This is a genomic window from Siphonobacter curvatus (assembly GCF_002943425.1).
Taxonomy (GTDB): Bacteria; Bacteroidota; Bacteroidia; order Cytophagales; family Spirosomataceae; genus Siphonobacter; species Siphonobacter curvatus.
In genome coordinates this window covers 2,787,391-2,812,002 of record NZ_PTRA01000001.1, presented here as the reverse complement: position 1 = coordinate 2,812,002, position 24,612 = coordinate 2,787,391, and the positions used below count along the sequence as shown (strand labels likewise).

Genomic DNA, 24,612 nt, shown 5'->3' with positions numbered 1-24,612 from the left:
GTCAAATGTTATAGTGAAACTTTATGCCTTGCTGGTATTGTGGTGAAAATTACCCCAGTTGAGACGTATGTAAAGGGAATAGTAACTGAAAACGGTAAACCTAGGACTGAAACTTACTTAATTTTCACCCGCGTTGCTCCGTAGCCAAATTTTTCTTTCTGAGCGTCCGCGAAGAAAGCGACGTGTGGATGCCTGCCCAGTTTGCGGTGGATTTCCGTACGCAGCGTACCGTTCCCAACACCGTGAATGAAAATGATTTCATCCAGTCCGTGGGCAATGGCGTTTTCCAGAGCCGTATTGAATGTCTTGAGTTGAAGTTCCAGCATCTCACTGGTATTCATCGCCAGAAAATGCCGCGTGAGCTTCTCAATGTGCAGATCCACCGTAGTTTCGGGCTTCTCTATGACCGGCTTTGGCTCCTCCACTTTTCGCTCCGTTAGGCTTTCCTTGATTTTTTCCGGTTGAATCGCTTCATCGTCTACCTGAAACAGATGCCCGACCTGATCGAGTACAGGAATGCGTTGTTTGGTTTTGAAAAACGAATTGGCTCGGAAGCGAATTTTCTTTTCCAGCGGTGGACGTACATTCCGGAAGGCCAGCCGGGAGAATAAAGCCTGAACCGTGAATACGCCCCAGTTTTCAAAGTCTTTGACTTGCCAGTCACCCGTTTTTTGACTGCTACGGGCTTTTAATAAGCCCGATCCTAGACTTTTAAAATGCGGCTCTGATCCATTAATGAGTGAAAAGGGTACGTCCCAGTCAGTATTATTAATGATGTACATCGACAGTTCCCGATCGTTAACCGGAACAAAAGCCAGATACAAACCCTGATTGGCAAACACCTCCGAAGAGGAGGGAGCTTTGGGCGTTTCGCTGGCGGGTACAGCCCGAAAACGATTTTTCTCCTCGGGTGAAATCAGTGAAACTTCCCGCCGTTGCACCGGAATACGAAACCCAGCCTCAATTTCTACTTCTACTAAATCACCGGGTAAAAATTTGGTGATAATGCCCTCTTCACGGCCGTGTACCAGCCGAACGCGGTCTCCAATATTCATACAAACTAGTTCAGATATACGAGCAAAGGTAGAGTAAAGCGGACAAGGCGGCCTCATCCATTTTAAAAAGCTCGCTCGATTAAAACCTATCATGAGGTAATAAAATTCACGGAATCGAGTAGTTTTACCCGGGAAAGCATGGATAGTAGTTCAAAAAAGGCTTATTTTGAATGTCCAATCCAGTTTATTCATGCGAACGCTTTTCCTACTGACGCTTACCGGACTGTTAGTATTGAGCCGGGAAGGGGAGGCCCAAACGCATGAATCCGCTATCACGAAAGCTCGTACTGAGTTGGCGGCTCTTCCCCAAAGTCCATCAGGTACCAATTATTCTCCCCAAGCACTCGAGCTGTACGATAAACTGACCAATCTGTACATTGCCTATGCGGATAGCTATGATGGTCAGGATCGTACGCTGGATTCTGCTCAGTACTTCGTCAATCATTATTTAGAAACGGCTCAGGCTCTGCAAATCGAACTGGCAGAGGCAGATGCCCTGACGCTGAAGGGAAAGGTGGCTCACCTCAGGATGCAATACCGGGAATCGTACGTAGCGAATTATCAGGCGTATCACATTTATTCCCAGTATCCCGTGGAGCGGTGCCGCTATCTGTATGAATGCCTGAAACGCATGGGACGGATTCAGTATAACACGCTGGAAGATTATGAAAAAGCCATGGGCTATTTTATGGTCGGGGAAAAAATTGCTAAAACTCGGCAGGATCGGTCGTTTATGCTTCGGCAGATTGGTCTGTGTTACCTGAAACTTGAAAACTATTCGCAGGCCCGCCAATACCTGTATAAATCACTCGCCTTAGCCCAGACCTCTACTTACGAAAAGGCGATGACTTTGAATTTTCTGGGTGAAAGCTATATCAAGTCTGGCGATACAACACGGGGTGAAGCGATGATTCAGCGGGCGATTCGACTGGATAGTAGTACCGTAACCCGTTCGGCCGGGCACTTATTGTTAGCGAAGCTGAACCTGGATCGTAAAGAGACAGAGCAAATCATTATGAATGCCCAGTTGGCCCTTCGATACGCTTCTTTAGAAAACAATAATCTATCGGATCGGGCGGAAGCCTGGCAATATCTTTATGAAGCGTACAAGCAGCGAGGAGATTACGCGAAAGCATTAACGTATTACGAACGGTACAAAGCAACGGCCGATAGTTTGCCCAAAAGCAAGGGTATGCAGGATTACTATCAGATTATGGTAGAACTGAAACGAGAAAAGCTGGCCGAGAAAGAGGAGGAGGCCAATTTCCAACGAAAGTACAAACTATGGATTACGATAATAGCCGGATTACTATTACTCATTGGGGCAGGATTGGTGTGGCTCAATCAGTCGGTACGACGGAAGCAGCGAAAAATTGAGGCCCAGAACAGAGAAATTGAACAGTTAAACGAAACCTTGGAAATCCGAGTACAGGAGCGTACGGCCGAATTACAGAAAGCCAACCGGGAGTTAGTCCAGAAAAACCGGGAGATCTCGGAAGCCCTACTGATTGGGCAGACGATGGAACGTAAACGCGTAGCGGCGGAATTACACGATAACCTGGGTGGGTTATTAGCAGCGGCCCGCATGACCATTCAGGCCCTGAATCCAGAACATTTGAGTTCGCAGGAAAAGGTCATTTACGACGATGTATTGGCCATGATGAAGCACGCGTACGAAGAAATTCGGTTCATCTCCCATAACATGCTACCCGTCGAACTCGAAAAGTACGGCTTGGAAGCAGGGTTAAAACGACTGGTACTCATTATGAATAACAGTCGTAGTCAAACCCAGTTTACGCTGCGAGTAAGTGGCTTGGAGGAACGGCTTTCGCAAGACATTGAATTCAATGTGTATAACATCTGTCTGGAACTCTGTAATAACATTCTGAAACACGCTAAAGCTCTGTTAGCTGAGATCGTTGTAGAGAAAAAGGAGGATACTTTACAGGTTACCGTGACCGACGATGGTGTTGGTTTTGAGGCCGATCAGTTGCCAGAGGGGATGGGCCTACGGAACATCCGCGAACGGGCCGAAGCCATTGGCGGAACCCTTGACATTCATTCCGCTCCTCAAAAAGGAACCCACGTTGTTCTGGCAGTAACCGTGTGAGCGTCACGAAAATAACTTGACTTTACCGGAGCGATCCTCGCAACTTACCACCGTATTATCGCTATTTGCGGTTATTTTTGTCGCTTGTACTCCAAACATTTTTGTTCGTATGCCTTTATTACAAGGAAAAGTCGCCCTGGTTACGGGTGCTTCCCGGGGGATTGGCCGGGCCATTGCCACTCGCTTTGCTCAGGAAGGGGCTTCCGTTGCCTTTACGTATCTGTCGAGTGTTGAAAAAGGTCAGGCTCTGGAAGCAGAATTAGCCGCTTTGGGCGTTAAAGCCAAAGGGTACCGTTCGGATGCCTCCGACTATAAAGCCGCCGAAGAGCTGATTACACAAGTCATTGCTGATTTTGGTACGCTGGACGTGCTGGTCAACAATGCTGGTATCACCCGGGACGGCCTGCTGATGCGGATGACGGAAGAAGCCTGGGACGAAGTAATTCGGGTAAACCTGAAGTCGGTATTCAACCTGACCAAAGCGGCCACTCGCCCCATGATGAAGGCGAAAAGTGGTTCGATCATTAACCTGACGTCTATTGTAGGCGTGCGGGGTAATGCGGGTCAGGCTAACTATGCTGCCTCCAAAGCGGGTATTATTGGTTTTACGAAATCCGTAGCCTTGGAATTGGCGAGCCGCAATGTACGTTCCAACGCCATTGCACCGGGTTTTATCATTACTGAAATGACGGGCGAAGTAAGCGAAAAGGCCGTAGAAGAATGGATGAATTCAATTCCCATGAAACGCGGTGGTCAGCCCGAAGAGATAGCCGATGCCTGTATATTCCTGGCTTCGGATATGTCTAAATACATCACGGGTCAGGTACTCCAGGTAAATGGGGGACTGCTGACCTAAAATGAGTTTAGCGTTGGGAGTTTTGAGTTTTGTGTTTAAAAAGGAGACCTGTTAGCTAGTCTATAGATCAAGGAAACTCGTAGTTGAACGCTCAACTCAAAACTCTAAACGCTAAACTGCGGCAACGGCCGCTTTAAACTCTAAACTCAACAGCTTGAACTTCGTTTTTCAGTCTTCGCCGTGGTGGATTCTGCTTTGCCTCTTGGTGGGTGGATTCTATGCTTTTCTTCTCTATCAGCCCAAAGCGAATTGGAGCAAAGTGGCCAACGGGTCGCTGGCGGTCCTTCGGTTCATCGTAGTTTCCGGACTGTGCTTTCTGCTACTCAATCTGTTACTACGCCAAACGGAAGTACGCGTCGAAAAGAAAACGGTGGTACTGGCTTTGGATAACTCGGCTTCGGTAGGGAAACAGGGACAGGGACTGATCAGTGGGCTGAAAAGCTTTCAAGAAGCTCTGGAAAACAAAGGATACGCCGTTGAAGTACAAACGTTACGAGCTACGCCCGTATCCAGTCTGGATTCCGTCCGCTTCACTCAGAAATCAACCGATTTATCCGCTCTACTGACGAACGTTAAAACCAGTCTGGAAGGACGGAATGTTACCGATGTCGTGCTTCTTTCAGATGGCATCGTAAATCAGGGCGTATCGCCAACATTTCAATCCTTTACCTTTCCCATTCATTCGTTGGCCGTAGGCGATACCACGCCAAAGCGGGATGTAAATCTGAAAACCATCACGGCCAACCAGATTGCGTACCTAGGTAATCAGTTTCCCATTCAGGCCGATATTCTGGCGGATGGCTACGCGGGTCGGACGGCTACGGTAGTGCTGCGACGGGGTGGTCAAACGCTTGCCCAGCAAACGGTACAATTTCCCAAAGAACGGGCTCTCGCTACCGTCAACTTCACTACGCAGGCTCTGGCCAAAGGTTTGCAACATTTGGTCGTCGAAGTCGTACCCTTACCCGGGGAGCATACCACCCAAAACAACCGGAAAGATGTGTACGTGGAAGTGATTGATGGTCGCCAGCGGATTTTGCTCGTTGCATCGGCTCCTCACCCGGACATCAAGGCCATGCGTAGTATCATTGAAAAAAATGACAACTTCGAGTTTGACTTTCAGATCGTAAATCCCAGTACGCCGCCCCAGCCTTCCGACAAAAAATACGACCTCCTCATTTTCCACCAGCAGCCCGACGCTTTCAATTCTTCCGGAGCGTATCTCAAACGATTAATGGATCAGGGTACTCCCGTGTTCTGGATCGTAGCGAGTCAGACGGGTACCAATCCACTGAATAATGCCCAGCAAGTGGCTCAAATTCAGGCTCAGGCGGGTCAACTGGATAAAGTTACGGCTTTCTATAACCGGAATTTCACCCGTCTGAATCTGAATGCCGAACAGATGGAATTGTTACGCAAACTGCCGCCGCTGTCCGTGCCTTTTGGTGAGGTACGACCTTTGGCTAATTCGGAAGTCGTACTGTTTCAAAAGAAAAATACGATTGAAACCAGTAAGCCATTACTTATTCTCAATTCAAGTCCTAAACGCGGAGCTATGTTGCTGGGCGAAGGCTTGTGGGAATGGCGACTGGAAGAGTACCGACTTACGGAAAAGCAGGAGGTGGTTGATGAACTGGTGACGAAGCTGATTCAGTTTCTTGCTTCTAAAGACGACAAACGCAAACTGCGGGTGTACCCCACCCAGAATCAGTTTCAACTGGAAGATCGGGTGGCGTTCGAAACCGAAATCTATAATGAACTATACGAACGGATTTACGGGCCCGAGGTTACGCTGACCATTACCGATGAGAAAGGTCAGGCTCGCAAATACACGTATACCTCATCGGCTAGTCGTTTTGAGATCAGCAACTTGCCCGTTGGCGTGTATCGCTATGCGGCTACGGCGAAAGTGTTGGGCAAGGATGAGACGGCCAGTGGTGAATTCGTTATTCGGGATGAACAACTGGAACTGGCCAATACGACCGCTGACTTCAATTTGTTACGCCAGCTGAGCCAGCAATCCAACGGTAAGTTCTATACCGCCAGCCAGCTACAGACGCTTGAACAAAACCTGTTGAGCCGTGATTTGCCCGACAAACTAACCAGTACGGAAGACTTACGGGAGCCCATCAATCTTCGCTGGATTTTCTTTATCCTGCTGACGCTACTTGCTTTGGAGTGGGGTTTCCGCAAATACCTGGGTAGTTATTAAAGTATCCGACCAAACAACTTTCTTGTTTCTGTTACGCGGCGTAAGCGGGCATCTGCTTTCTTTGTGCTCCTTTGGCACCTTATGCGTAAACTGATTTTTCTTCTCGGCTTTCTCCATTCAACGGTTTTCGGCCAGATTCGGCAGGACCGGTTGAATGGCTTATTGATTGGCCAGGGAGCCGTTTTCGCCGGAACGATTTATGGTCTGAGTAAAGCCTGGTACAAAAAGCCGCTCAAGAATTTTCATACTTTCAACGACAATAAAGAATGGTTGCAGCTGGATAAAGCCGGACACGCCTACACGGCCTATCAAATCGCTCGTATGGGTATGGCCGCGTACCAGTGGGCTGGAATGAATAACCAACAGTCCGCCTTGTACGGAGCTACCAGCGGCGTTACATTCATGTTACCCATTGAAATTCTGGACGGCTTTTCGCCCGAATACGGCTTTTCAATTGGGGATGTTGTAGCGAATCTAACCGGCCCGGCGATTTTGGTAACGCAGCAATTGGCTTGGGGAGAAGTACGGGTTACCCCCAAATGGAGTTTTCACCCAACCCGACTGGCTCGCGAAAGACCGGAGCTGTTGGGTCGTAGCTGGAGTGAAAGCTGGCTGAAGGATTACAACGGGCAAACGTACTGGTTATCGATGAATCCGGCTTCCTTTCAGGCTCCCAACGAACGTACCGTTCGCTGGCCCAAGCTACTTAATATCGCCGTTGGATATGGCATTGACAACATGATTGCTGCGGATTACGAGAAAAGTATCGCTTTAGGCAGAAGACCCGTTCGACAGTTTTTTATCTCGCCTGACCTGGATCTGACGCGTATTCCTACGCATTCTGATTTACTGAAGAGTCTGTTATTCCTGGCGAATTGCCTGAAAATTCCGGCTCCGGCGATTGAATTCCGGGTGTCGAAAGTGCCTCCTAAGTTCAAAGTCAAGGTACACCCCGTGTATTTTTAAGTCTGTCATAACCTAGCGATTAACTAAAAAAGCGAGTCTGGTTTTCACCAGGACTCGCTTTTATTGTATACGTGGGTGGTTGGTACTTAAACGGCCTGAAATTGTTGTTCGTAGGCGGAACGGAGCATCTTCAAGGCCCGTCCCATCTGAGCTTCCACCGTTTTGATGGAAAGATTTAATTTTTCCGCGATTTCCCGGTACATCAGTCCTTCCTCCCGGCTCATCCGGAAAATCAGGCGACAGCGTTTGGGGAGAGCCGAAATATGGCTTTCAATAAAATGACTGACAATTTGGTAATCGTATTGATCGGCGATGCGATCTTCCGAGAGGGGCAGGGAATTCGCAACCTCGGGCGTAATCTCGTGCAGGTGTAGTTCGTGGCGGTAATGTTTGAGGTAATCAAAGGCCAGGTTACGTACAGAACGGAACAGATATGACTCAAACGAAGTGTGAATCTGCAACCGGGAACGATGTTGCCAGAAGTGCATGAACACGTCTAGTACTACTTCTTCAGCCAGTTCCGAGGAGTTTAAAATCTTCGTTGCGTATACGAGTAATCGCTTGTGGTAGCGGTGGTACAGATCAGAAAATGCCGTAGCGTCAGCGTTTTGGATAAAACGTTCGAACAACTGTGACGTAGAGACCTTCGGTTTGGCGGGGCTCGTACGGAGAGGAGAGCGGCGAGACGTACTGTTCATAGATCTGTTTTTAGTGATTATCGCATACGATTATTCCTGGAAATCTGAATTTTACCGATTCAAATTCTGCTGAAACGATGGTGGGATATTAGAACGTATAGAACCGCATCGCCAAGAGTACACAAAAATATTTTTACGCAACCGTTCCCGAAACCGTTCCCGGAACTATCTTTACTTCACTTTTTTTTAGGTAAAATTCAATTTTTGCGTTCGTCGGACTCGTCAGAGGACTTTTAGCATGGCTAGGAAACTTTGTACTATTCCGCGAAACAACCTCTACGTTTTGTGAACACGCCTATTATTACCTTGAAAGAAATCGCCCGTCGGTTGGGTCTTTCCAAATCGACTGTATCGCGGGCCTTACGGGACAGCAGTGAAATTGGTGCCGAAACCAAACAGCGGGTACTGGAGCTGGCTCGCGAACTGAGCTACACGCCCAACCCGATTGCGTTGAGTCTGCAACGGAGCCGGAGCCAGACCATCGGTATCATCGTACCCGAAATTGCGAATTCATTTTTTGGCTCGGTAATCAGTGGAATTGAAGAAGTGGCTTACCGGCAGGGGTATCACATTACGATTTACCAAAGCCATGACTCCTCGGATCGGGAAGTAACCGATGTGCGTAATATCCTGGTGCGAAGAGCGGATGGACTGGTGGTTTCCACGGCCAGTCAGATTCGCAATCTGGACCATTTTCGAACGCTTCAGGAACAAGGTATTCCCGTCGTCTTTTTCGACCGGAAAGTGGAAAATTTTCAAACCCACCAGGTGATTGTCGATGATTTTGACGGAGCTTTTCGGGCGACCGAACATTTGATTGAGCAAGGCTGCCGAAAACTGGCCTGTTTGACCGGGCCGCAGCATTTGCCCATTGTTCAACAGCGTACGGGTGGTTTTAAAGCCGCTTTACAGAAGCATGATTTACCCATACGGGCGGAATGGCTCGTCGAAGGTCCGTTTCGGCAAAACAGCGGCAATCAGCTAACGAAAGAACTGTTCGCCGATCTAAGCGATCATCCCGACGGTATTCTGGCCGCCAGTACCAGTATTGCCCTAGGGGCTCACCTGGCGATTCGGGAAGTAGGTATGAAGATGCCCGAAGAAGTCGCTTTGATCGGCTTTTCGGATCCGCCCATTGCCCCCTTGCTTGATCCACCCTTGAGTTCGATCGCTCAACCCGGTTTTGAAATGGGTCAGCAGTCGGCGGAATTACTGATCGACATGATTGAGAAAAAAGGAAAACCCATCCGGTACCAAACCCGAATCCTACAGACAGATCTGGTAGTACGGCGATCTTCGCAACGTACGCAGAAAGTATAAACGAAAGGAGCAGCCCAATGAAGGCTGCTCCTTTCGTTTGAATCTTAAGCGGACGATCCCTGGTTGAAACCATCAATTTTTGAAAAGCGTACTCAGCCAGTTCTTTAGCCGATCGCTCCATTGATCCGGTGTCGTTTTGTTGGTAAGGCCAAAACCGTGACCGCCTTTTGGATAGACGTGCAGTTCGACAGGAACGTCGTTCTTTTGACACGCCTGGAAGAAAACAATGGAATTATTGACGGGTACAGCTTTGTCGTCCGCTGCGTGAACCAGAAAGGTAGGTGGCGTCTGGCGGGTTACCTGCTTTTCATTCGAATACGCATCTACCCGTTCAGTACTGGCATCTTTGCCCAGCAACGCGTCATGCGAGCCTTGGTGGGTCAACTCCGGCGTCATACTGATGACGGGGTAAATCAGCATCAGGAAGTCGGGCCGTACCGATACGGTTGAACTCGCATCCAGGGGTTTCTCAAAGTGCGTACCCGCCGTGGCGGCTACGTGGCCACCCGCCGAGAAGCCCATGATCCCGATGCGGTTGGGCTGTATCCCGAACTCTTTCGCCCGTGACCGCACGAGCCGGATGGCTTGCTGGGCGTCCATGAGCGGTCCGGTTTCTTTCTGCACTAGCAGGTTCTCGGTAGAGGGCAGTCGGTATTTCAGTACAAAAGCAGTTACACCGGCTTCGTTGAGCACCTTCGCTACGTCGGAGCCCTCGTGACTAGCTGCTAAAATATGGTAGCCCCCTCCCGGGCAAATAATGACCGCCGTACCGTTAGGTTTAGCCGCTTTGTACACGGTGATACTAGGTTTGGTTACGTTTCTAATTCGTAAAACGCCATCGTTCTTGCCTGGGTCTACGATCTCGTCGCTGGTGGGAGCGTTGGGAGCCTGGTTTGGAATAGGACTGCCCGTGTACAAGGGAATTACCTGCTGGGCTTGAGTCTGAAAAGAAAGCATGAGAGCAACGAACCAAAGTTTTTTCATGATTAATAGTTAGGTTTAGAAAAGGTGAGAAAGATCTGAAACTTTCTCCAATTAAATAGTGGATGCTAACGGGCCGCTGCTCGTTTTTGCATGCGTTGACCAACCGTAATAAGGACAACCGCCAGAATAATAATCCCTGCGGCTACAACGACTTTAAAGGTGAGTTGCTCGCCCACAAATACATAGCCCAGCAACAGGGCTACCAGCGGATTGACGTAGTTATACGTGGCCAGCAAGGTAGGAGAGGTCCGTTGTGACAGCCAGCTGAATACCGTAAATCCGCCCAACGACCCTACACTCAGTAAGTACAGAAACGATTGCCAAGTACTATGATTAAAACCGGCCACATTCACCTTTGAAAATTCACCTACTGCGGAGCTGACCAGCAGCGTGGCGATACCACCGCCCAGCATTTGCATCGCCGATAAGTAGGCGGCGGAATAGGGGAGCTGAGCCCGCTGCGAAATCACCATTCCTAGACTCCAGCAGAAGGTGGCCAGTAATAATGCCAGAATACCCCAGGTAAAATTTGCCGACGTTCCTTCGAGCGAAAAAGCATCAAAATCCAGTAACAACCCAACGCCTACCACACCGGTCAGAACACCTCCAATGACCATCGGGCTCGGGATCTGGCGTAGCCATAGCAGTTGAAGTAAAACGAGCCAGATGGGTACCGCCGCCACAATCAAAGCGGCATATCCCGTGGGCACCCAGGCCACGGCAATACTCACGCCCCCATTGCCGACGCCGAGTAGCAAAATACCCACAATACTTGAGGTAAGCCAGGCCCGGCTACTGGGCCATACTCGCGGCTCCGTGGCTTTAGCCCAGACTAGCATGAGCAGTCCGGCGGTAAAGTTCCGTACGCCCGAAGCCATGAGGGGCGGGACGGTTTCTATGAGGTAATGAATAGCGAGGTAAGTACTCCCCCAGGCTAAGTAGAGGTAAATGAGTCCGGACCAGATTTGTAACGAAGACGTACGATTCATAGGGGAAGTGAAAAAAGCGAAGCAAAGCTACAAAATGAGAAGGCTTGCTTTCATTGGAAAGACGCAGGAAGCTTTACATTACCCTCGGGAACTGCGAATCCAGAATCTGTGAACACTTTTTATTCAACGGTTACCAACACATTTTGCCAGAAATGCTGTTGTCAGCGTGATAGGAAGGCGGTTTTTCGTTGACTTTCGAAGAATGGAGTTCGTGACAACCTTTCTACAAAGGCAGCTTGCTGGTTCTGATACTCTGGGCAACTAGAGAAGTAGCGATTACGAAACGTTCTTCAAGTCTTGAGGCATTCAGGTTTGACAAGTCTTGGTAGCCCAAGCAAGGGAAAAACGGACGCCTATATTAAAACGGCCTTAAAATCAATGCCTGTAGCTTAACTTTCAGATCAAGAATGATCTAACGGACTAAGAATACTTCCATTTTTGCCGAAAGTAAAGTCTAACATGGGACACAGAAATTCAACGGAATTCTGATTTTACGTGAGTGAACACTGGGAAGGGAGCGATATTAGGGCGATAAAAGGTCCTTTTAGTCTGCTTTATGAAGAAGTGTTGGTGTATTGTATGGTTAGGTATGAGTTTGTCCTCGCAAGCTCAGACTTTTAAAGAAGGCAAGCTGTGGCTGAACGAAGACGGCAGCAATTATTTTAAAGTGACCCTGAATGCCCAAATCTGGTTGCGAAATACGGAGCTAAATCCCGGTAGTACAGTGAATGGGTTTGCTCAGACGAATGTAACTGATATTGGGATTCGCCGGGCTCGTTTGCAGGCTTTCGGGCAAATTGCCGATCGCGTATTTATTTATACGCAAATCGGCATGAACAACTTTAATGCTTTGTCGGATCGAAAAGCGGGGTTTTTCATCCATGACATCAACGGGGATTATGAAGTCGTTCGAAAGAAATTGTTCGTTGGGGGCGGACTCACGGCCTGGAATGGACTGTCCCGGTTTTCGGCTCCGGCCGTCGGTTCTATTCTGGGCATTGATGCTCCTCTGTTCGAGCAGAATACCAATGACGTAACGGATCAGTTTCTGCGGAAACTCAGTTTGTACGCCAAAGGAAAATGGGGCAAGCTGGACTATCGGTTGGTGATGAGTAACCCGATGTCCATCACCAAAGCAGCGGGCTATACGCCTGGCGTATCCGGCAACTCGTCGTTTTCGCCCCGACCCACCCGCATGCAGTGGCACGGGTACGTCCAGTGGCAATTCCTGGATCCGGAGTCGAATGTGACGGGTTACAATGCCGGAACGTATCTGGGAAGCAAACGGGTCCTGAACGTAGGAGCCGGGTTTCAATACCAGCCCGCCGCTCAGTGGCACTTAGTGGGTACGGATACTGTTTCGACGGCCATGCGAAATTTTGCCGTGGATCTATTTTACGACGTGCCGCTGAATTCAGCTAAAGGTACCGCTCTGAGTGCGTATGCCGTGTACATGCATACCGATTACGGACCGGGGTACCTGCGAAATCAGGCAACCATGAATCCGGCCTCGGGTACTACGCGTACGGACATTGTGAATGGAAGTGGCAACGGCTATCCTTCCTTCGGGACGGGCCACTTGTTATACGGGCAGGTAGGCTATAAGTGTAGGGAAAATCTGCTGGGTAAGACTACCCTAATGCCCTACGCAAGTCTGCAATACGCCCGTTACGAGCGGTTAAATGCGGCAGTACTATTCTGGGATGCCGGTGTCAACTGGTTGTTGAAAGGACAAACTTCGAAACTCACCCTGGCCTACCAGAACCGCCCCGTTTTCCAGAATATACCTGGAACGAATACCGCGGATCGCATCGGTACCAAAGGAGCGGTACTGCTCCAGTATCAGGTGTTCTGGAATTAAGCGTTGCCGTGGCGTTTGACCGAGGGGAAAGCGAAAACCAAAGGTTCGAATTTTTATCAGAGTAGTTTATAGTGGGAAGGTTAAAACCTCCGCTCTTTGAGCGGAGGTTTTTTATTGAGGTCCGGGGGTGGAGCGTACTAAGCAGTTAGAGGGAACAGCGAACGCACACGGATGTCCCGCCGATTCCGTTTAGCAATACGATTTTGAATAGAATCCTGAGTCAGGCTTTCCATAGGGCTAGTGCCGCACCCGACGAGCTAGTAACCAGATCGTAAAACCCAGAATGATAACGATACTCAGGGCGATGCGGAGGGTAGCGGCTTCCGCCACAAATCCAATCAGTGGAGGGCCCATTAAAAAGCCCGTATAACCTACGGTGGATACGGCAGCCAGAGCAATGCCTGCTGACATGGTTTCGGAACGTCCTGCCTCCGAATACACCAGCGGTACAACGACGGCTACGCCAAAACCAATGATTAAAAAGCCAATGATGACGGCCCAGGGAAAGGGAGCCGATACGGCCAGTGCCATACCTAAGGCAATACCTAGGCCACTAATCTGAAGCATTTTTCGAATACCCAGTCTTACGGTAAGCCAGTCACCCATAAAGCGTCCGGCAGCCATGGTGATGGTGAAAGCGGTATACCCTAAAGACGCCACGCCACCGCCCCGTTGTCGGTAATAGATGGACGACCAGTCAGCCATGGCTCCTTCCGTGAGCATACAGCAGAAAGCAATGAGACCGAGCAGTAAGAGTGCTCGGTCGGGCCACACGAAAAGGGGTGTTTTCTCCGTCGAAGTTTGTTGTTTATGATCCTGACTAAGCAAAGCCCGGACGGACACCAGAGCCATGACGACGGAAAGAAACAGGACTGCCAGAAAGTGGTACAAAGGCGATATTCGCAAGGAAACCGCAATGCCTCCCAGAGCAGACCCCGCGAAGGCTCCAATGCTGAACAAGCCGTGACAGGAAGACATAATCGGTTTGCCGAGGCCTCGTTCCACGTTTACCACCTGCGTGTTGACGGCGATATTGGAAACGTCTCCGGCGGCCCCGTACAGAAATAAGGCCACTGCGAGTTGCCAGCCACTTGTCATTAATCCCAGCAGAGGTAAGGCCGCTACGTAGGCTACCAGAGCCCATAACGTTACTTTCCGACTGCCTAGTTTGGTGACCAGCCAACCCGCCGGGGCCAGTGCTACCAGCGATCCCAGGGGCATTCCCAGCAGAATTGAACCTAGTTCACCCGCACTTAGATGCAGATTTTCCTGAATGTCCGGAATACGTGAAGCCCAGCTCGCAAAGCTCAATCCCATCAAAAAGAAAAATGTACTGACCGATACCCGGGCCGCCGTATAGTTGAGGCGAGCCGGTGGAGGAACTTCAGGAGAGAGCATAAAGTAAGCGTTCGTTTTGGGCTATCCGGACTTGCCTGGGGTTATGGATTCGGTAACAGCTCCGGCAACAGCAGGCGTTCAACGTCCCGCCAGGTTTGCACGCGTTGGTAGCCTTCTAAGGTTTGGTTGTGCGGAGCATCAAATAAAATCGGCGTACCACGAAAGGTACTCAAATTTTTCTCATGATCGTCGATGAGATAATCGCCGTCAATCATCCATTTGTGTCCACAGAGAACAATGTACCGCCAATCGATGAAAGGAAAGTATTCAGCCAGCCACTCGACTTTTTCTTTCAGAGAGTTCGGGAACTCAATCGCTGCTGAAACGATGAACACTTCATACTGTTCCATAAGCTTTTTTACCACTTCCTGAGCGTCGGGCATGACGGTCATACCCCGGAAAAAGCCGGGTTCGTGTACCCAGCTTTTTACCGTATCTGCGTGAATGTCTACAGCCGCCGCCCAGTTAGGACCTTTCAATAAATCTTTTGTAACGGATCGTCCCAGCCGATTTACGCAATATTCCACAAAACGGCCGGAAGCATCCGCCAGCACATCGTCCATGTCAATCAAAATACGTTTCATTCGTTTCTTAGCGAACCGTTTCCAGGTTCGTGGCTTTTAAAATGGTTAATAACTTTGTAATACCTGCTGTATCCCAGGCATCAATTTTCCAGTCGGCCAGCGATAAATCCTGATTGCCCGAGTTAGGATTGACGTACCCGACGCAGGGCATACCAGCAGCCTTGGCGGCCCGGCATCCATTCGTTGAATCTTCAATGACCAGACATTCCTCGGGTGCTACGCCAAAATACACACTTTGCTTGATAAAAATCTCGGGATCGGGTTTCGCCCGGGCAACGTCTTCGCCGTTGTACACGTTCTCGAAATAGCTTTTCAAACCCGAACGCTCCAGGCACAGATTCACCATGCGTCGCTGGTTGGAGGAGGATACGCACCTTCTAAACCCCTGCTCCTGTAAGGTGGTCAGCAATTCGGGAATACCCTGAATGACGGGAAAGGGCTCGAGAGCCGCAAATTTCTCCATCAGCAGGTCGTATTCCTGCTCCACGTATACTTCCGGAGCATTAGGCAACTGGTTGGGATACAGGGCTTTGTAGCGACTGTAAATCTCACGGGAAGCGACACCGGTCAGGCCATCCACTTCTTCCTGCGTCAGGGGAATACCCAAATGGTTTTCAAAAAAATAGGGGTGAAAATGATGGTAAATCGGCTCGCTGTCCACGAGTACGCCATCCATATCAAAAATGACCAATTTCATAGGCTAATTGCTAGTGATGTTGCAAAATTCGGTAAAAAACCGAAATAATCCGCATGATTAAGATTATCTTTGCGTTATAAAACGAAAAAAAACGAAATGCTTCGCGAAGAACGCCTCCAATACATTCTTCAGAAACTGACGCAGCACCAGCGGGTAAGTTCGGTGGAATTAAGCCAGGAATTAAAAGTTTCGGATGATACCGTTCGTCGGGATCTCAATGAACTGGCGGAAGAGGGTTTACTCAAGAAAGTACACGGCGGAGCCATTCCCAGCGTACCCCGGGCACCGGCTCCGCTCAAGATGACCGAACGCATTGCCTACGCCCAGCACGAGAAGGAAGAAATTGCCCGGAAAGCTACCGCATTGTTTAAGGATGGGCAGACAATTATTCTGGACAATGGTTCCACCAACATGGTCATTGCTCAAAGGCTCCCAACGGACCTGAATGCCCAGATTTTTACCAACAGTTTGGCCATTGCCCAAATTCTTAGCGAGCATCCTTCCGTGGAAGTACACCTAATGGGAGGATGGGTTTACAAGCGGGCTCAGGTCACCCTGGGGGCTGGGGTCATGCATACGCTCGAACAGTTACGGCCGGACTTTTGCATCGTGGGCGTATGTTCCATTCATCACGAGTTGGGGGTAACGACGCCGTATTGGGAAGAAGCCTTGCTGAAACAGAAAATGGTAGAAGTATCCCAAAAAGTCATTGCGACGGCCTGGCGGGATAAATTCGATACGGCCGATACGTGCCGGGTATGTCCCTACGAAGCCCTGGACCTGCTCATAACCTCTTCGGCCATGACAACGGAGCAACTTGAACCGTATCATCACAAAGGCGTGGAAATCTGGTAACCGAAGGAAATGCAGGTAAAAGCGTAAAAAATATTTAAAAAGGTAGTTTTTTTCTCGAAAAGAAGCTGGTTTGTGAAGAAAAATCGTTTATCTTGCTCTTAGCAGCTTTATCCAACGATTTTCAAATAGTCTGACCATGAGAGAATTGAGCGACTTTCTTCCAGGAAAAAACAATGCTCAAATGAAGGTGACCCGAGGCAGTTTGTTGTTAGCTGAACCGTTTTTGGGTGATGAAAATTTTGAGCGGAGTGTAGTACTGATTTGTGAACACAATGAGCAAGGGACTTTTGGGCTGGTTTTGACTCAAACGACGGAGTTGCTGCTGGATGATGTGATTGAAGACGATATCTATCCTGACGTACCGCTCTTTGTGGGTGGACCCGTTGAGAAAAATACGCTGCATTACATTCACCGCCGCCCGGATTTGATCGAAGGTTCAACGGAATTGCAGGACGGTCTGTACTGGAGTGGTGACTTTGAACAGATCAAGAAACTGCTCAATCTGGGATCGTTACCCGCTGGAGATATCCGCTTTTTTATTGGGTACTCGGGCTGGGGAGAAGGCCAACTAAACGATGAGCTGAACCGGGATTCCTGGATCGTTTCCAACACCCGCCCTGGCCAGCTCTTTGATTGTCCGACGGACCAGCTCTGGCGATCGACCTTGCGGGATATGGGAGGAGCGTACCGGGTGCTGTCCCATTATCCGACGGATCCCCGATTGAATTAGATTTCAGCGTTTGTAGGGCATAAATAAAGGCCGGACAAATAGTCCGGCCTTTGTATTTTCCAGGGATTGTCGACTTAGCGTCGTCTACCGCTGAATTTGTTACTACCCTTATCGTACTGGCCCACGGGGAAGCTGTAGCCTACGTTGAGCGAGAAGGACTGGTTGTGGATATTCTCGTAGCCCGGTACATTTTTGTAGACCTGACTGAACCCGAGGTTATAACGAACGTCCACGTTGATCCACTGTTGCTTAGCCAGACCAATGTTGATACCTACTCCACCCGTAGCTCCCACGTCAATTTTCTGAAAATTTTGGTTAACGAGGCCATTATTACTGACCATGAAGCTAACGGAAGGCCCCAGAAACAACTTGGGACGAATGGCTCCAGGACCCATATCGTTGCCGAAGTAATACGTAGCCAAGACTGGAACGTGAATGTAGTCCAGGTTCAGTTTGAAGGCTCCATTGGTACTGTTGTTGAAACTTTCGTAGTCGGTACCCCAGCGGGAGTATAAGACGTTGGCCGTTAAACCAAAGTGCTCTTTGATACTATAGTTGATGAAAACACCCGCCGACGGACCAACTTTGTACTTGTTTTGAACACCTTCCGGCGTATTCGTTAGGGTGGAGTATGATCCACCGATCATGGGTCCCAGAGAAATATTTTCTCGTTGAGCAGATACACTGCCCGCCCAGCAGAGACACAGGGCCAGCACGAACGCACGCATAGGATTGAAGGATTTAAAATAGGACTTTACTGGGATCTGATACATAGGTGAACAAACGAATGGTTAAACAGCTTATTTGATCAATACGAACGAAAGTTTTGTGCCAGCGGACTTGGTATACTGAAAAAATGACCGTTCTTTTTGAACGCATTGATCAGCTAGTAAGGTATTGAGTTCGAACGGCATAAAAAAACAACGCACCAGTTTTGATGCGTTGTTTCTCGAAATGGAGTATGCTTAATGCTGATCCTGTTCCTTATGAGGGCGGTTATTTAACCGTTCGATCAACATCTGGGTAAATCGCTGATCCGCTTTGTACAATTCTGATAACTGTTTCACATTCAGAACTTTCAGGTATTTCGTCTGGTACTCGCGTTCGAGGTCTACTTCCTGTTGCCGCAGGTCCAGTACTTCTTTCAAATTCTTACGAATGGTTTCGTCGCTGGCGTTCAAATTATTGGTTTCTCCGTTAAGCCGACGCAGCCGGTGACGGATCTCCCGTTTTTTATCTTCACATTCATTAAAGAGCGGCCAAAAATCTTTAGCCTGATCAGGTGTCAGGTTCAACCGGTTCGTAATCCAGGTAATTTTGGCGGCCCGGATGCGTTGCTGACCTTCCTTATTAGGTTGGCCTTCTTTGGCAGGCTGCTGGGCGTAGGAAACTACCGTCAGCAAGAAAAACAAACTACCAGTGATCCAGAATTTCATACGTTTTCTTAAAAAACAATCGTTCAAACGATTGGGTAGGTGCATGGTACTAAATTAAATCTTCCAAATCTTCCAGCGGAATCTGATCCAGAATATCTTTCTTCGACGCTTTCAGGTTTTGCAGAGGTTGGGTACTGAGGCTGTCGATGAGGGGCCGGTTTTTGGGCGACTCGGACAAGTCCTGTACCGAAACATTTGGCTGCTGCTGGAGATACTGGACAATATCTTCGGAAGCTACCTGACTCAGCGTTTCTACGCCGATGGAATCCTGCCGTACGGGCCAGCTGACGTACATCAGTACGGCCACCGCCGCCGCGGCTCCCGCCGACAACCAGCTCCGTCGCCAGGACCAGTTCAGAGACCATACGCGTTCGGGTGTCCGTTGTTCGTGAATGCGAGCCTGGATACGCTGCGGCAGGTCGTCGAAATACGGATCAGGAGCAGAGTAGGGGTTAATTTTCGGAATGTCTTCCAGTTTTATTTTTTTGTTTTCCATCTCTTCGTCCTATAAAATCAACAAACTGTACTATTCAAAAAACATTGAGGATCAGTTTATTGCTTACTCGAAACTTGGAACAGTTCGCCCCGGCAAAGTTTAATTTCCGTTTAAAAATTCTTCAATTTTTCGTACGGCGTGGTGATACGAGGCTTTCAGGGCTCCTTCGGAAGTCCCGGTTACTTCGGACATTTGCTCGTAGGGCATTTCGTCGTAGTATCGTAAGTGAAAAACCAGGCGTTGTTTTTCGGGCAGGCGAAGGATGGCTTTTTGTAATTTATTCTGAATCTCATCCCCGGAAAGTTGGGGATCAGCATCAATTTTCGCTTCCAATTCGTAGTCAACATCATCCAGGGGCAGAAAGAAACGACGACGTTTTTTATTCAGGAAATTGAACGTTTCATTACTGGCAATGCGGTAAATCCAGGTAAACAGTTGCGAATCCCCACGAAACTCAGCCAGGTGTTGCCAGACCTTGATGAACGTTTCCTGCGTCAGATCATCAGCGTCCGAATGATCGATAACCATCTTCCGAATCAGGCTGTATACTTTATGCTGGTACTTACGAATCAACAGATTGAACGCGTAATTACGCGTTTCCGGATTCGCAAATTTTTCCAACAGTTCCTGATCAGACATGTATTTTACTTTCAATACTACTTATGAGGGAACAAGTATAGGGAATGGAAAGATTCCAATGCAAGCCCCAATAGCCCGAATCGAAGGCCAAATTGTTAAAATCAGTGAAAAAACGACCGAGATAGGTCTTTTTCATGGATCAACAAAAAAGAAGGCTAGTCCGAAATAGTCTTCGGACTAGCCTTTAAGAAATAATGCCACCTTATTTCGTTTTGCGGGCGATAGCTTTTTTCGCCGCTTCTACGATGTTCGCTGCTTTCAGACCGTACTTGGTCATCAGTTCATCGGGCGTACCGCTTTCGCCAAACGTATCTTTCACGCCAACGAATTCCTGCGGAGCTAGGTAGTTAGTAATAAGCGTATGAGCAATGCTTTCGCCCAAACCGCCATTTACCTGGTGTTCTTCCGCACTTACGCAGCAACCCGTCTTCTGTACCGAGGCCAGGATGGCTTCCGTATCGAGCGGCTTGATGGTGTGGATGTTGATGATTTCGGCCGAAATACCTTCTTCTTCCAGCATTTGGCAGGCTTGCAGGGCTTCCCATACCAGGTGACCGGTTGCGAAGATGCTGACATCCGTACCTTCGTTCAGCGTGATGGCTTTTCCAATCTCGAAGGGCATATCTTCGGGAATGAATACCGGAATCACCGGACGACCAAAACGCAGGTATACGGGACCTTCGTAGGCGGCTGAAGCAATCGTAGCCGCTTTCGTCTGGTTGTAATCGCAGGGGTTGATGACCGTCATGTTGGGCAGAGCCTTCATCATGGCTAAATCTTCGAGTACCTGGTGCGTGGCACCGTCTTCGCCCAGCGTCAGACCGGCGTGTGAGACGGCGATCTTTACGTTTTTGTTGGAATAGGCTACCGCTTGGCGTACCTGATCGAATACGCGGCTGGAACCGAAGTTGGCGAACGTCGTTGCAAAGGGAATTTTGCCCGTAATGGCCAGACCTGCGGATACGCCGATCATGTTAGCTTCAGAAATACCGCACTGGAAGAAACGCTCGGGGTTTTCCTGGATGAACGTGTCAATTTTGAGCGATCCTACTAAGTCGGCACACAGCGTTACGACGTCAGGATTGGTACGACCCAGTTCGGTCATGCCCGCTCCAAAACCCGAGCGGGTATCTTTTTTATCGGTATAGGGATATTGTTTCATTGGAATGAGTTATTGGTTGAGAGTTTTGTGTTTAGCGTTTTTCAGTAAGTCAGACACCAGCTATCACTTGGTTTAACCCAGCGTTTTTGTATACCGGCATTAACTCAAAACTGAAAACTCAAAACGGCAAACTCTACTTAGTAATCACCTAAAGTTTCGGGGAGTTGGGCGAGGGCTTTCGCAAGTTGATCGTCGTTGGGAGCCGTACCGTGCCACTTGTGCGTGTGCATCATGAAATCAACACCCTGACCCATTTCGGTTTTGGTAATGACCACGATGGGCTTACCTTGACCCGTCAGACCTTTTGCTTCGCTGAGGACCGTATCCAGGGAGTCGTAATCGTTGCCGTCCATGTGCAGAACCGTCCAGCCGAAAGCTTCATATTTAGCTCCGAGGTCGCGGTTGTTCATGACCTTCTCCGTCGGACCGTCGATCTGCTGACCGTTGAAATCCACGAACGCAATCAGGTTGTCCACTTTGTGGTGGGGAGCAAACGTAGCCGCTTCCCAAATTTGGCCTTCCTGCTGCTCGCCGTCGCCCATGAGTACGTACACGAGATGCGAATCACCGTTAAGTTTCTTGCCTAAAGCCGTACCAATGGCTACCGAAAGACCCTGACCCAGCGATCCTGAAGCGATGCGGATACCGGGCAAATGCTCGGCCGTTGCCGGGTGACCCTGCAAACGCGAGTCGAGTTTACGGAAGGTAGCCAGCTCGGCGGGAGGGAAGTAGCCGCGATGAGCCAGAACGGAATACAAAACCGGGGAGATGTGACCGTTGGACAGGAAGAAAAGATCTTCACCGTTTCCGTCCATGTTAAATACTACTTGGCCGTTTTCGTCGGTTTTCAAATCCATGTGTTTGAAATACAGACTCACCAGCAGGTCCGTACAACCTAATGATCCACCGGGGTGACCTGATTTGACGCCGTGTACCATCCGGACGATGTCACGACGAACCTGAGAAGCAATTTCCTGAAGATTCATATGTGTAGATAAGCGAAAACAAAGGGGCTTGCTTAAACGAGTACTTTAGTCGAGTCAAACCCTATAACTAAATGATAAATTACCTGTGTGAAATCGACACAAACTTACGCCGATTGCAAAATCTGACTAGTGTGGTCTTTGGTGTCAACTTTGCGGATGATCTGAGCAATGTTCCCGGATTCATCAATCACGAAAGTCGTCCGTGCCGTACCCATATAGGTTTTGCCGTACATATTTTTTTCCACCCAGACGCCGTAGGCTTCCACGATTTTATGGTCGGTATCAGCCAGCAGAGGAAAAGGCAGCTCGTACTTTTTAATGAACTTCTGGTGCGATTTCTCATCGTCTACGCTAACGCCAAGTATGACATAACCCGCCTGTAATAGGCTTTCGTAGTTATCACGGAGGTTGCAGGCCTGAGCCGTACAGCCTGGCGTATCATCTTTGGGGTAAAAATACAGGACTACCTTCTTTCCGGCGAAATCACTGAGTTTGACGAGTTGACCATTCTGGTCGGCTGCTTCAAAGGCCGGAGCCTGATCGCCAGTTTGAAGAGACATAGATACGTAAGGCTTTAGGAATGGAAAGCAGTAACTTCCATTCCTGCTAAACTAAAAAGGGTATGGCTGGAATCGTAACGGGATCGGAAAATTTCTTCTTTTCTTATCCGAAAATAATTCCTGCTAACGACGGACATCCTCGATTTATGGATGGAGGTTCGGTCGTTCAAAAGTAGCTTTGTTTCCTGAATTGTCCGTCACTTCCAATCGTAATTCACCCTGAAAAGGACGATTTTCTTCCCTTATTTTCGAAAACAGCAAATCATTTTTGGCGTCGTATTCTAGAATGACTGTTTCCGTACCAACCCGGGTTTGCCAGGTTTTAATCCCGGATAAATTGTCTTTAATGCGAAAACGAAGCTGGCGGGTATTTATACTCACCGGCGTGATGGTTGGAGCCAGCGTATCCGTCGCTAGTCGGTACGTGCCTAGGTACAGCGTTTCGGCGTGGATACGGCCGTCTTTCCATTGCCCGCCCACAAATTCAGGCCGTTCACCATCCCGGTACAGGGCCGTTTTCTCGTATTCAGAGATGGGACTTACGGGTTGGTAATGAATCGTGACTTTACCTTTCAGGGGCACCGTCGGATCGCCAATCAGTAGCTTTTCATTCTTTTCCTGAAGATTCAGAAATAACGTATCGTAGAGACTTTCGGATTTCCATTCCAGCTCCAGGCGGTCCCTGCTAAGTCGTCCCGGTTTTTTGGGATAAGCCGTACCCACGAACGAAAACCGAATCAGCTGCGAACCCGTATCAAGTGAATCGGGCAAACCCTGACGTAAATCCCAGAGGTAACAGCTGGGGTACGCTGGACTCAGAATCTGATGTTTTCCAGGAAGATAGACCTGTAATGAATCGGCCAGAGCCCCTTTCACCACCAGCCAGTTTTCTTCCACCGTCCAGCGTATGGAAGGATCCGCGGAGCGGCCTTCTTTCGGATCGCCTTTCACTACAAAATGCAGTTGCGATTTGTTCTGAAAATGATCCCAGGTAGTAATCGTCACCTGATGAATGGCTCCGGGGTTGACGCGTAAACGTCCGTCGCGGGGGGAGTAAATCGGTACGCGGTCATTGCCATCCGCTTTGTAGCAACGCTGGAAAAAGCGACTCGTTTCGAAATACGTGGCGTAATCGGTGTGAATGTTAATGTCGTCGGTATAGGCTTCGGGTACCTGAGCCAGGTGGTGAAAATGCAGCTCGCGGCCATCCACATGTACTTCCACGCAACTTAGTCCATTTTTGGAAGCAGAGCCGTTACTCTGATCGTACGCCAGTAATTCCAGCCCCATTTCCCCCACCATTCGTAGCGTATCCCGTAACCGATACAGGTGCACGGAAGGCTTCGGCGATTCTTCCTTAATAAAGCCATACTCCATACGACCAAAACGGCCTTCAACCCGGGCATTCGCATCCAGGGTACGGACGGCTAGTGCTTCGAGCACGGGGGGAATGTTATCGTGTACTTCTGCAAAGGAATAATTCAGCGGATCAACGTTGATCCCTTGTGCATTCCGGATTTCAAAGTGCAGGTGTGGCCCCATGGACCCCCCCGAATTACCCGAAAGTCCCAGTTCTTCACCGCGTTGCAACGGAAGGGTACTGGGAGCGGGCGTGAGCACTACTTCGGGTGAATGGCGGGCTACCTGCTGTTGATACACGTACTGAGCAATTCGAGGATTGAACTGTTGCAGGTGAGCGTACACGCTGGTTTCGCCGGATGGATGCGTAACAAAAACCGCATTGCCGTATCCTGTACGACTAACGATAATCTTGGAAACGTACCCCCGGTCAATGCTCTGTACCGAAAGCCCTTCGCGTTGCTGAGTTTTGATGTCGATACCTGCGTGAAAATGCTGCGGCCGAAGCTCGGCAAAGGTACCGGCCAGTTGAGCGGTTTGTCCGGGTAAAATAGGAAAAAGGTACGGTTGCTGGGCGGCGGCGGAAGAGGCTAGTACCCAGGCCAACGAAAGAATACGAGCTAGCAAGACGAATACGTAAGAAAATGGATCAGCCAACC

General features: G+C 49.1%; 23 protein-coding genes. 8 read left to right on the top strand and 15 right to left on the bottom strand.

Going from position 1 to position 24,612, the window contains the following annotated elements; translation table 11 throughout:
* Positions 1-113: 113 nt before the first annotated feature.
* Positions 114-1,055 (bottom strand): Smr/MutS family protein, encoded by a 942-nt coding sequence (locus tag C5O19_RS11790; RefSeq protein WP_104712352.1) that lies wholly within the window; start codon positions 1,053-1,055, stop codon positions 114-116.
* A gap of 190 nt (positions 1,056-1,245) precedes the next feature.
* Here C5O19_RS11790 and C5O19_RS11785 point away from each other — a divergent pair, with 190 nt between their 5' ends.
* From C5O19_RS11785 to C5O19_RS11770, 4 genes are all read left to right on the top strand, one after another.
* A complete protein-coding gene (locus C5O19_RS11785) occupies positions 1,246-3,165 on the top strand; it encodes a tetratricopeptide repeat-containing sensor histidine kinase (RefSeq protein ID WP_104712349.1) in 1,920 nt (639 codons plus the stop codon).
* 109 nt (positions 3,166-3,274) lie between these two features.
* Positions 3,275-4,021, top strand: coding sequence for a 3-oxoacyl-[acyl-carrier-protein] reductase (gene fabG, locus C5O19_RS11780; RefSeq protein WP_102201532.1), 747 nt, complete (start codon positions 3,275-3,277; stop codon positions 4,019-4,021).
* A 154-nt stretch (positions 4,022-4,175) separates the two neighbouring features.
* Positions 4,176-6,233 (top strand): carboxypeptidase-like regulatory domain-containing protein, encoded by a 2,058-nt coding sequence (locus C5O19_RS11775; protein ID WP_104712347.1) that lies wholly within the window; start codon positions 4,176-4,178, stop codon positions 6,231-6,233.
* 81 nt (positions 6,234-6,314) lie between these two features.
* The gene (locus C5O19_RS11770) at positions 6,315-7,199 is read left to right on the top strand and encodes a DUF2279 domain-containing protein (protein WP_104712345.1); all 885 of its coding nucleotides are present in this window, start codon (positions 6,315-6,317) and stop codon (positions 7,197-7,199) included.
* Between the two features lie 86 nt (positions 7,200-7,285).
* Here C5O19_RS11770 and C5O19_RS11765 read toward each other — a convergent pair whose 3' ends face one another.
* Positions 7,286-7,897, bottom strand: a complete 612-nt coding sequence (locus C5O19_RS11765; RefSeq protein WP_104712343.1) for an RNA polymerase sigma-70 factor — start codon at positions 7,895-7,897, stop codon at positions 7,286-7,288.
* Positions 7,898-8,182: 285 nt separating this feature from the next.
* Between C5O19_RS11765 and C5O19_RS11760 the strand changes: the two genes are divergently transcribed.
* The gene (locus C5O19_RS11760) at positions 8,183-9,217 is read left to right on the top strand and encodes a LacI family DNA-binding transcriptional regulator (protein WP_243406372.1); all 1,035 of its coding nucleotides are present in this window, start codon (positions 8,183-8,185) and stop codon (positions 9,215-9,217) included.
* A 72-nt stretch (positions 9,218-9,289) separates the two neighbouring features.
* On the opposite strand, the gene C5O19_RS11755 is transcribed toward C5O19_RS11760, so the two are convergent.
* Both C5O19_RS11755 and C5O19_RS11750 read right to left on the bottom strand, forming a co-directional pair.
* The gene (locus C5O19_RS11755) at positions 9,290-10,201 is read right to left on the bottom strand and encodes an alpha/beta hydrolase (RefSeq protein WP_104712341.1); all 912 of its coding nucleotides are present in this window, start codon (positions 10,199-10,201) and stop codon (positions 9,290-9,292) included.
* A 65-nt stretch (positions 10,202-10,266) separates the two neighbouring features.
* On the bottom strand, positions 10,267-11,190 hold the full coding sequence (locus C5O19_RS11750) for an EamA family transporter (protein ID WP_102201527.1): 924 nt from the start codon (positions 11,188-11,190) through the stop codon (positions 10,267-10,269).
* Between the two features lie 589 nt (positions 11,191-11,779).
* On the opposite strand from C5O19_RS11750, the gene C5O19_RS11745 reads away from it, so the two are divergent.
* Complete coding sequence (locus C5O19_RS11745; RefSeq protein WP_207766401.1) at positions 11,780-13,051, top strand: hypothetical protein; 1,272 nt, start codon at positions 11,780-11,782, stop codon at positions 13,049-13,051.
* Between the two features lie 237 nt (positions 13,052-13,288).
* Here C5O19_RS11745 and C5O19_RS11740 read toward each other — a convergent pair whose 3' ends face one another.
* The 3 genes from C5O19_RS11740 to C5O19_RS11730 are packed head-to-tail and all read right to left on the bottom strand — an operon-like array spanning position 13,289 to position 15,730.
* The gene (locus tag C5O19_RS11740) at positions 13,289-14,449 is read right to left on the bottom strand and encodes an MFS transporter (protein WP_104712337.1); all 1,161 of its coding nucleotides are present in this window, start codon (positions 14,447-14,449) and stop codon (positions 13,289-13,291) included.
* Between the two features lie 41 nt (positions 14,450-14,490).
* Positions 14,491-15,033, bottom strand: a complete 543-nt coding sequence (locus tag C5O19_RS11735) for a 5' nucleotidase, NT5C type (RefSeq protein WP_104712334.1) — start codon at positions 15,031-15,033, stop codon at positions 14,491-14,493.
* Between the two features lie 7 nt (positions 15,034-15,040).
* Entirely contained in the window at positions 15,041-15,730 is a 690-nt protein-coding gene (locus C5O19_RS11730; protein ID WP_104712332.1) for an HAD family hydrolase, read from the bottom strand.
* Positions 15,731-15,826: 96 nt separating this feature from the next.
* On the opposite strand from C5O19_RS11730, the gene C5O19_RS11725 reads away from it, so the two are divergent.
* Together C5O19_RS11725 and C5O19_RS11720 are read left to right on the top strand one after the other, a co-directional pair.
* On the top strand, positions 15,827-16,585 hold the full coding sequence (locus tag C5O19_RS11725) for a DeoR/GlpR family DNA-binding transcription regulator (RefSeq protein WP_133163353.1): 759 nt from the start codon (positions 15,827-15,829) through the stop codon (positions 16,583-16,585).
* Between the two features lie 181 nt (positions 16,586-16,766).
* Positions 16,767-17,315, top strand: coding sequence for a YqgE/AlgH family protein (locus C5O19_RS11720; RefSeq protein ID WP_104712327.1), 549 nt, complete (start codon positions 16,767-16,769; stop codon positions 17,313-17,315).
* A 74-nt stretch (positions 17,316-17,389) separates the two neighbouring features.
* On the opposite strand, the gene C5O19_RS11715 is transcribed toward C5O19_RS11720, so the two are convergent.
* The 8 genes from C5O19_RS11715 to C5O19_RS11680 form a co-directional block, all read right to left on the bottom strand.
* On the bottom strand, positions 17,390-18,043 hold the full coding sequence (locus C5O19_RS11715; RefSeq protein WP_165796007.1) for a porin family protein: 654 nt from the start codon (positions 18,041-18,043) through the stop codon (positions 17,390-17,392).
* Positions 18,044-18,280: 237 nt separating this feature from the next.
* Positions 18,281-18,751 (bottom strand): hypothetical protein, encoded by a 471-nt coding sequence (locus C5O19_RS11710; RefSeq protein ID WP_094813491.1) that lies wholly within the window; start codon positions 18,749-18,751, stop codon positions 18,281-18,283.
* Positions 18,752-18,800: 49 nt separating this feature from the next.
* Positions 18,801-19,247, bottom strand: coding sequence for a hypothetical protein (locus C5O19_RS11705; RefSeq protein WP_104712322.1), 447 nt, complete (start codon positions 19,245-19,247; stop codon positions 18,801-18,803).
* A 99-nt stretch (positions 19,248-19,346) separates the two neighbouring features.
* A complete protein-coding gene (locus C5O19_RS11700) occupies positions 19,347-19,886 on the bottom strand; it encodes an RNA polymerase sigma factor (RefSeq protein WP_104712320.1) in 540 nt (179 codons plus the stop codon).
* Between the two features lie 202 nt (positions 19,887-20,088).
* Positions 20,089-21,048, bottom strand: a complete 960-nt coding sequence (locus C5O19_RS11695) for a transketolase family protein (protein WP_104712318.1) — start codon at positions 21,046-21,048, stop codon at positions 20,089-20,091.
* 137 nt (positions 21,049-21,185) lie between these two features.
* Positions 21,186-22,034 (bottom strand): transketolase, encoded by an 849-nt coding sequence (locus C5O19_RS11690; RefSeq protein WP_104712316.1) that lies wholly within the window; start codon positions 22,032-22,034, stop codon positions 21,186-21,188.
* A 104-nt stretch (positions 22,035-22,138) separates the two neighbouring features.
* Positions 22,139-22,594, bottom strand: coding sequence for a thioredoxin-dependent thiol peroxidase (bcp, locus tag C5O19_RS11685; protein WP_104712314.1), 456 nt, complete (start codon positions 22,592-22,594; stop codon positions 22,139-22,141).
* A 144-nt stretch (positions 22,595-22,738) separates the two neighbouring features.
* Entirely contained in the window at positions 22,739-24,610 is a 1,872-nt protein-coding gene (locus C5O19_RS11680) for a M23 family metallopeptidase (RefSeq protein WP_104712312.1), read from the bottom strand.
* Positions 24,611-24,612 lie beyond the last annotated feature (2 nt).

Bases quoted from the DNA above. Each gene is read 5' to 3' on its own strand.
- C5O19_RS11765 (WP_104712343.1), bottom strand. From the start codon at position 7,897: ATGAACAGTACGTCTCGCCGCTCTCCTCTCCGTACGAGCCCCGCCAAA.
- C5O19_RS11715 (WP_165796007.1), bottom strand. From the start codon at position 18,043: ATGCGTGCGTTCGTGCTGGCCCTGTGTCTCTGCTGGGCGGGCAGTGTA.
- bcp (WP_104712314.1), bottom strand. From the start codon at position 22,594: ATGTCTCTTCAAACTGGCGATCAGGCTCCGGCCTTTGAAGCAGCCGAC.
- C5O19_RS11785 (WP_104712349.1), top strand. From the start codon at position 1,246: ATGCGAACGCTTTTCCTACTGACGCTTACCGGACTGTTAGTATTGAGC.
- C5O19_RS11695 (WP_104712318.1), bottom strand. From the start codon at position 21,048: ATGAAACAATATCCCTATACCGATAAAAAAGATACCCGCTCGGGTTTT.
- C5O19_RS11790 (WP_104712352.1), bottom strand. From the start codon at position 1,055: ATGAATATTGGAGACCGCGTTCGGCTGGTACACGGCCGTGAAGAGGGC.
- C5O19_RS11700 (WP_104712320.1), bottom strand. From the start codon at position 19,886: ATGTCTGATCAGGAACTGTTGGAAAAATTTGCGAATCCGGAAACGCGT.
- C5O19_RS11725 (WP_133163353.1), top strand. From the start codon at position 15,827: ATGCTTCGCGAAGAACGCCTCCAATACATTCTTCAGAAACTGACGCAG.
- C5O19_RS11750 (WP_102201527.1), bottom strand. From the start codon at position 11,190: ATGAATCGTACGTCTTCGTTACAAATCTGGTCCGGACTCATTTACCTC.
- C5O19_RS11745 (WP_207766401.1), top strand. From the start codon at position 11,780: ATGAGTTTGTCCTCGCAAGCTCAGACTTTTAAAGAAGGCAAGCTGTGG.
- C5O19_RS11740 (WP_104712337.1), bottom strand. From the start codon at position 14,449: ATGCTCTCTCCTGAAGTTCCTCCACCGGCTCGCCTCAACTATACGGCG.
- C5O19_RS11720 (WP_104712327.1), top strand. From the start codon at position 16,767: ATGAAGGTGACCCGAGGCAGTTTGTTGTTAGCTGAACCGTTTTTGGGT.
- fabG (WP_102201532.1), top strand. From the start codon at position 3,275: ATGCCTTTATTACAAGGAAAAGTCGCCCTGGTTACGGGTGCTTCCCGG.
- C5O19_RS11770 (WP_104712345.1), top strand. From the start codon at position 6,315: ATGCGTAAACTGATTTTTCTTCTCGGCTTTCTCCATTCAACGGTTTTC.
- C5O19_RS11755 (WP_104712341.1), bottom strand. From the start codon at position 10,201: ATGAAAAAACTTTGGTTCGTTGCTCTCATGCTTTCTTTTCAGACTCAA.
- C5O19_RS11705 (WP_104712322.1), bottom strand. From the start codon at position 19,247: ATGGAAAACAAAAAAATAAAACTGGAAGACATTCCGAAAATTAACCCC.
- C5O19_RS11710 (WP_094813491.1), bottom strand. From the start codon at position 18,751: ATGAAATTCTGGATCACTGGTAGTTTGTTTTTCTTGCTGACGGTAGTT.
- C5O19_RS11730 (WP_104712332.1), bottom strand. From the start codon at position 15,730: ATGAAATTGGTCATTTTTGATATGGATGGCGTACTCGTGGACAGCGAG.
- C5O19_RS11735 (WP_104712334.1), bottom strand. From the start codon at position 15,033: ATGAAACGTATTTTGATTGACATGGACGATGTGCTGGCGGATGCTTCC.
- C5O19_RS11690 (WP_104712316.1), bottom strand. From the start codon at position 22,034: ATGAATCTTCAGGAAATTGCTTCTCAGGTTCGTCGTGACATCGTCCGG.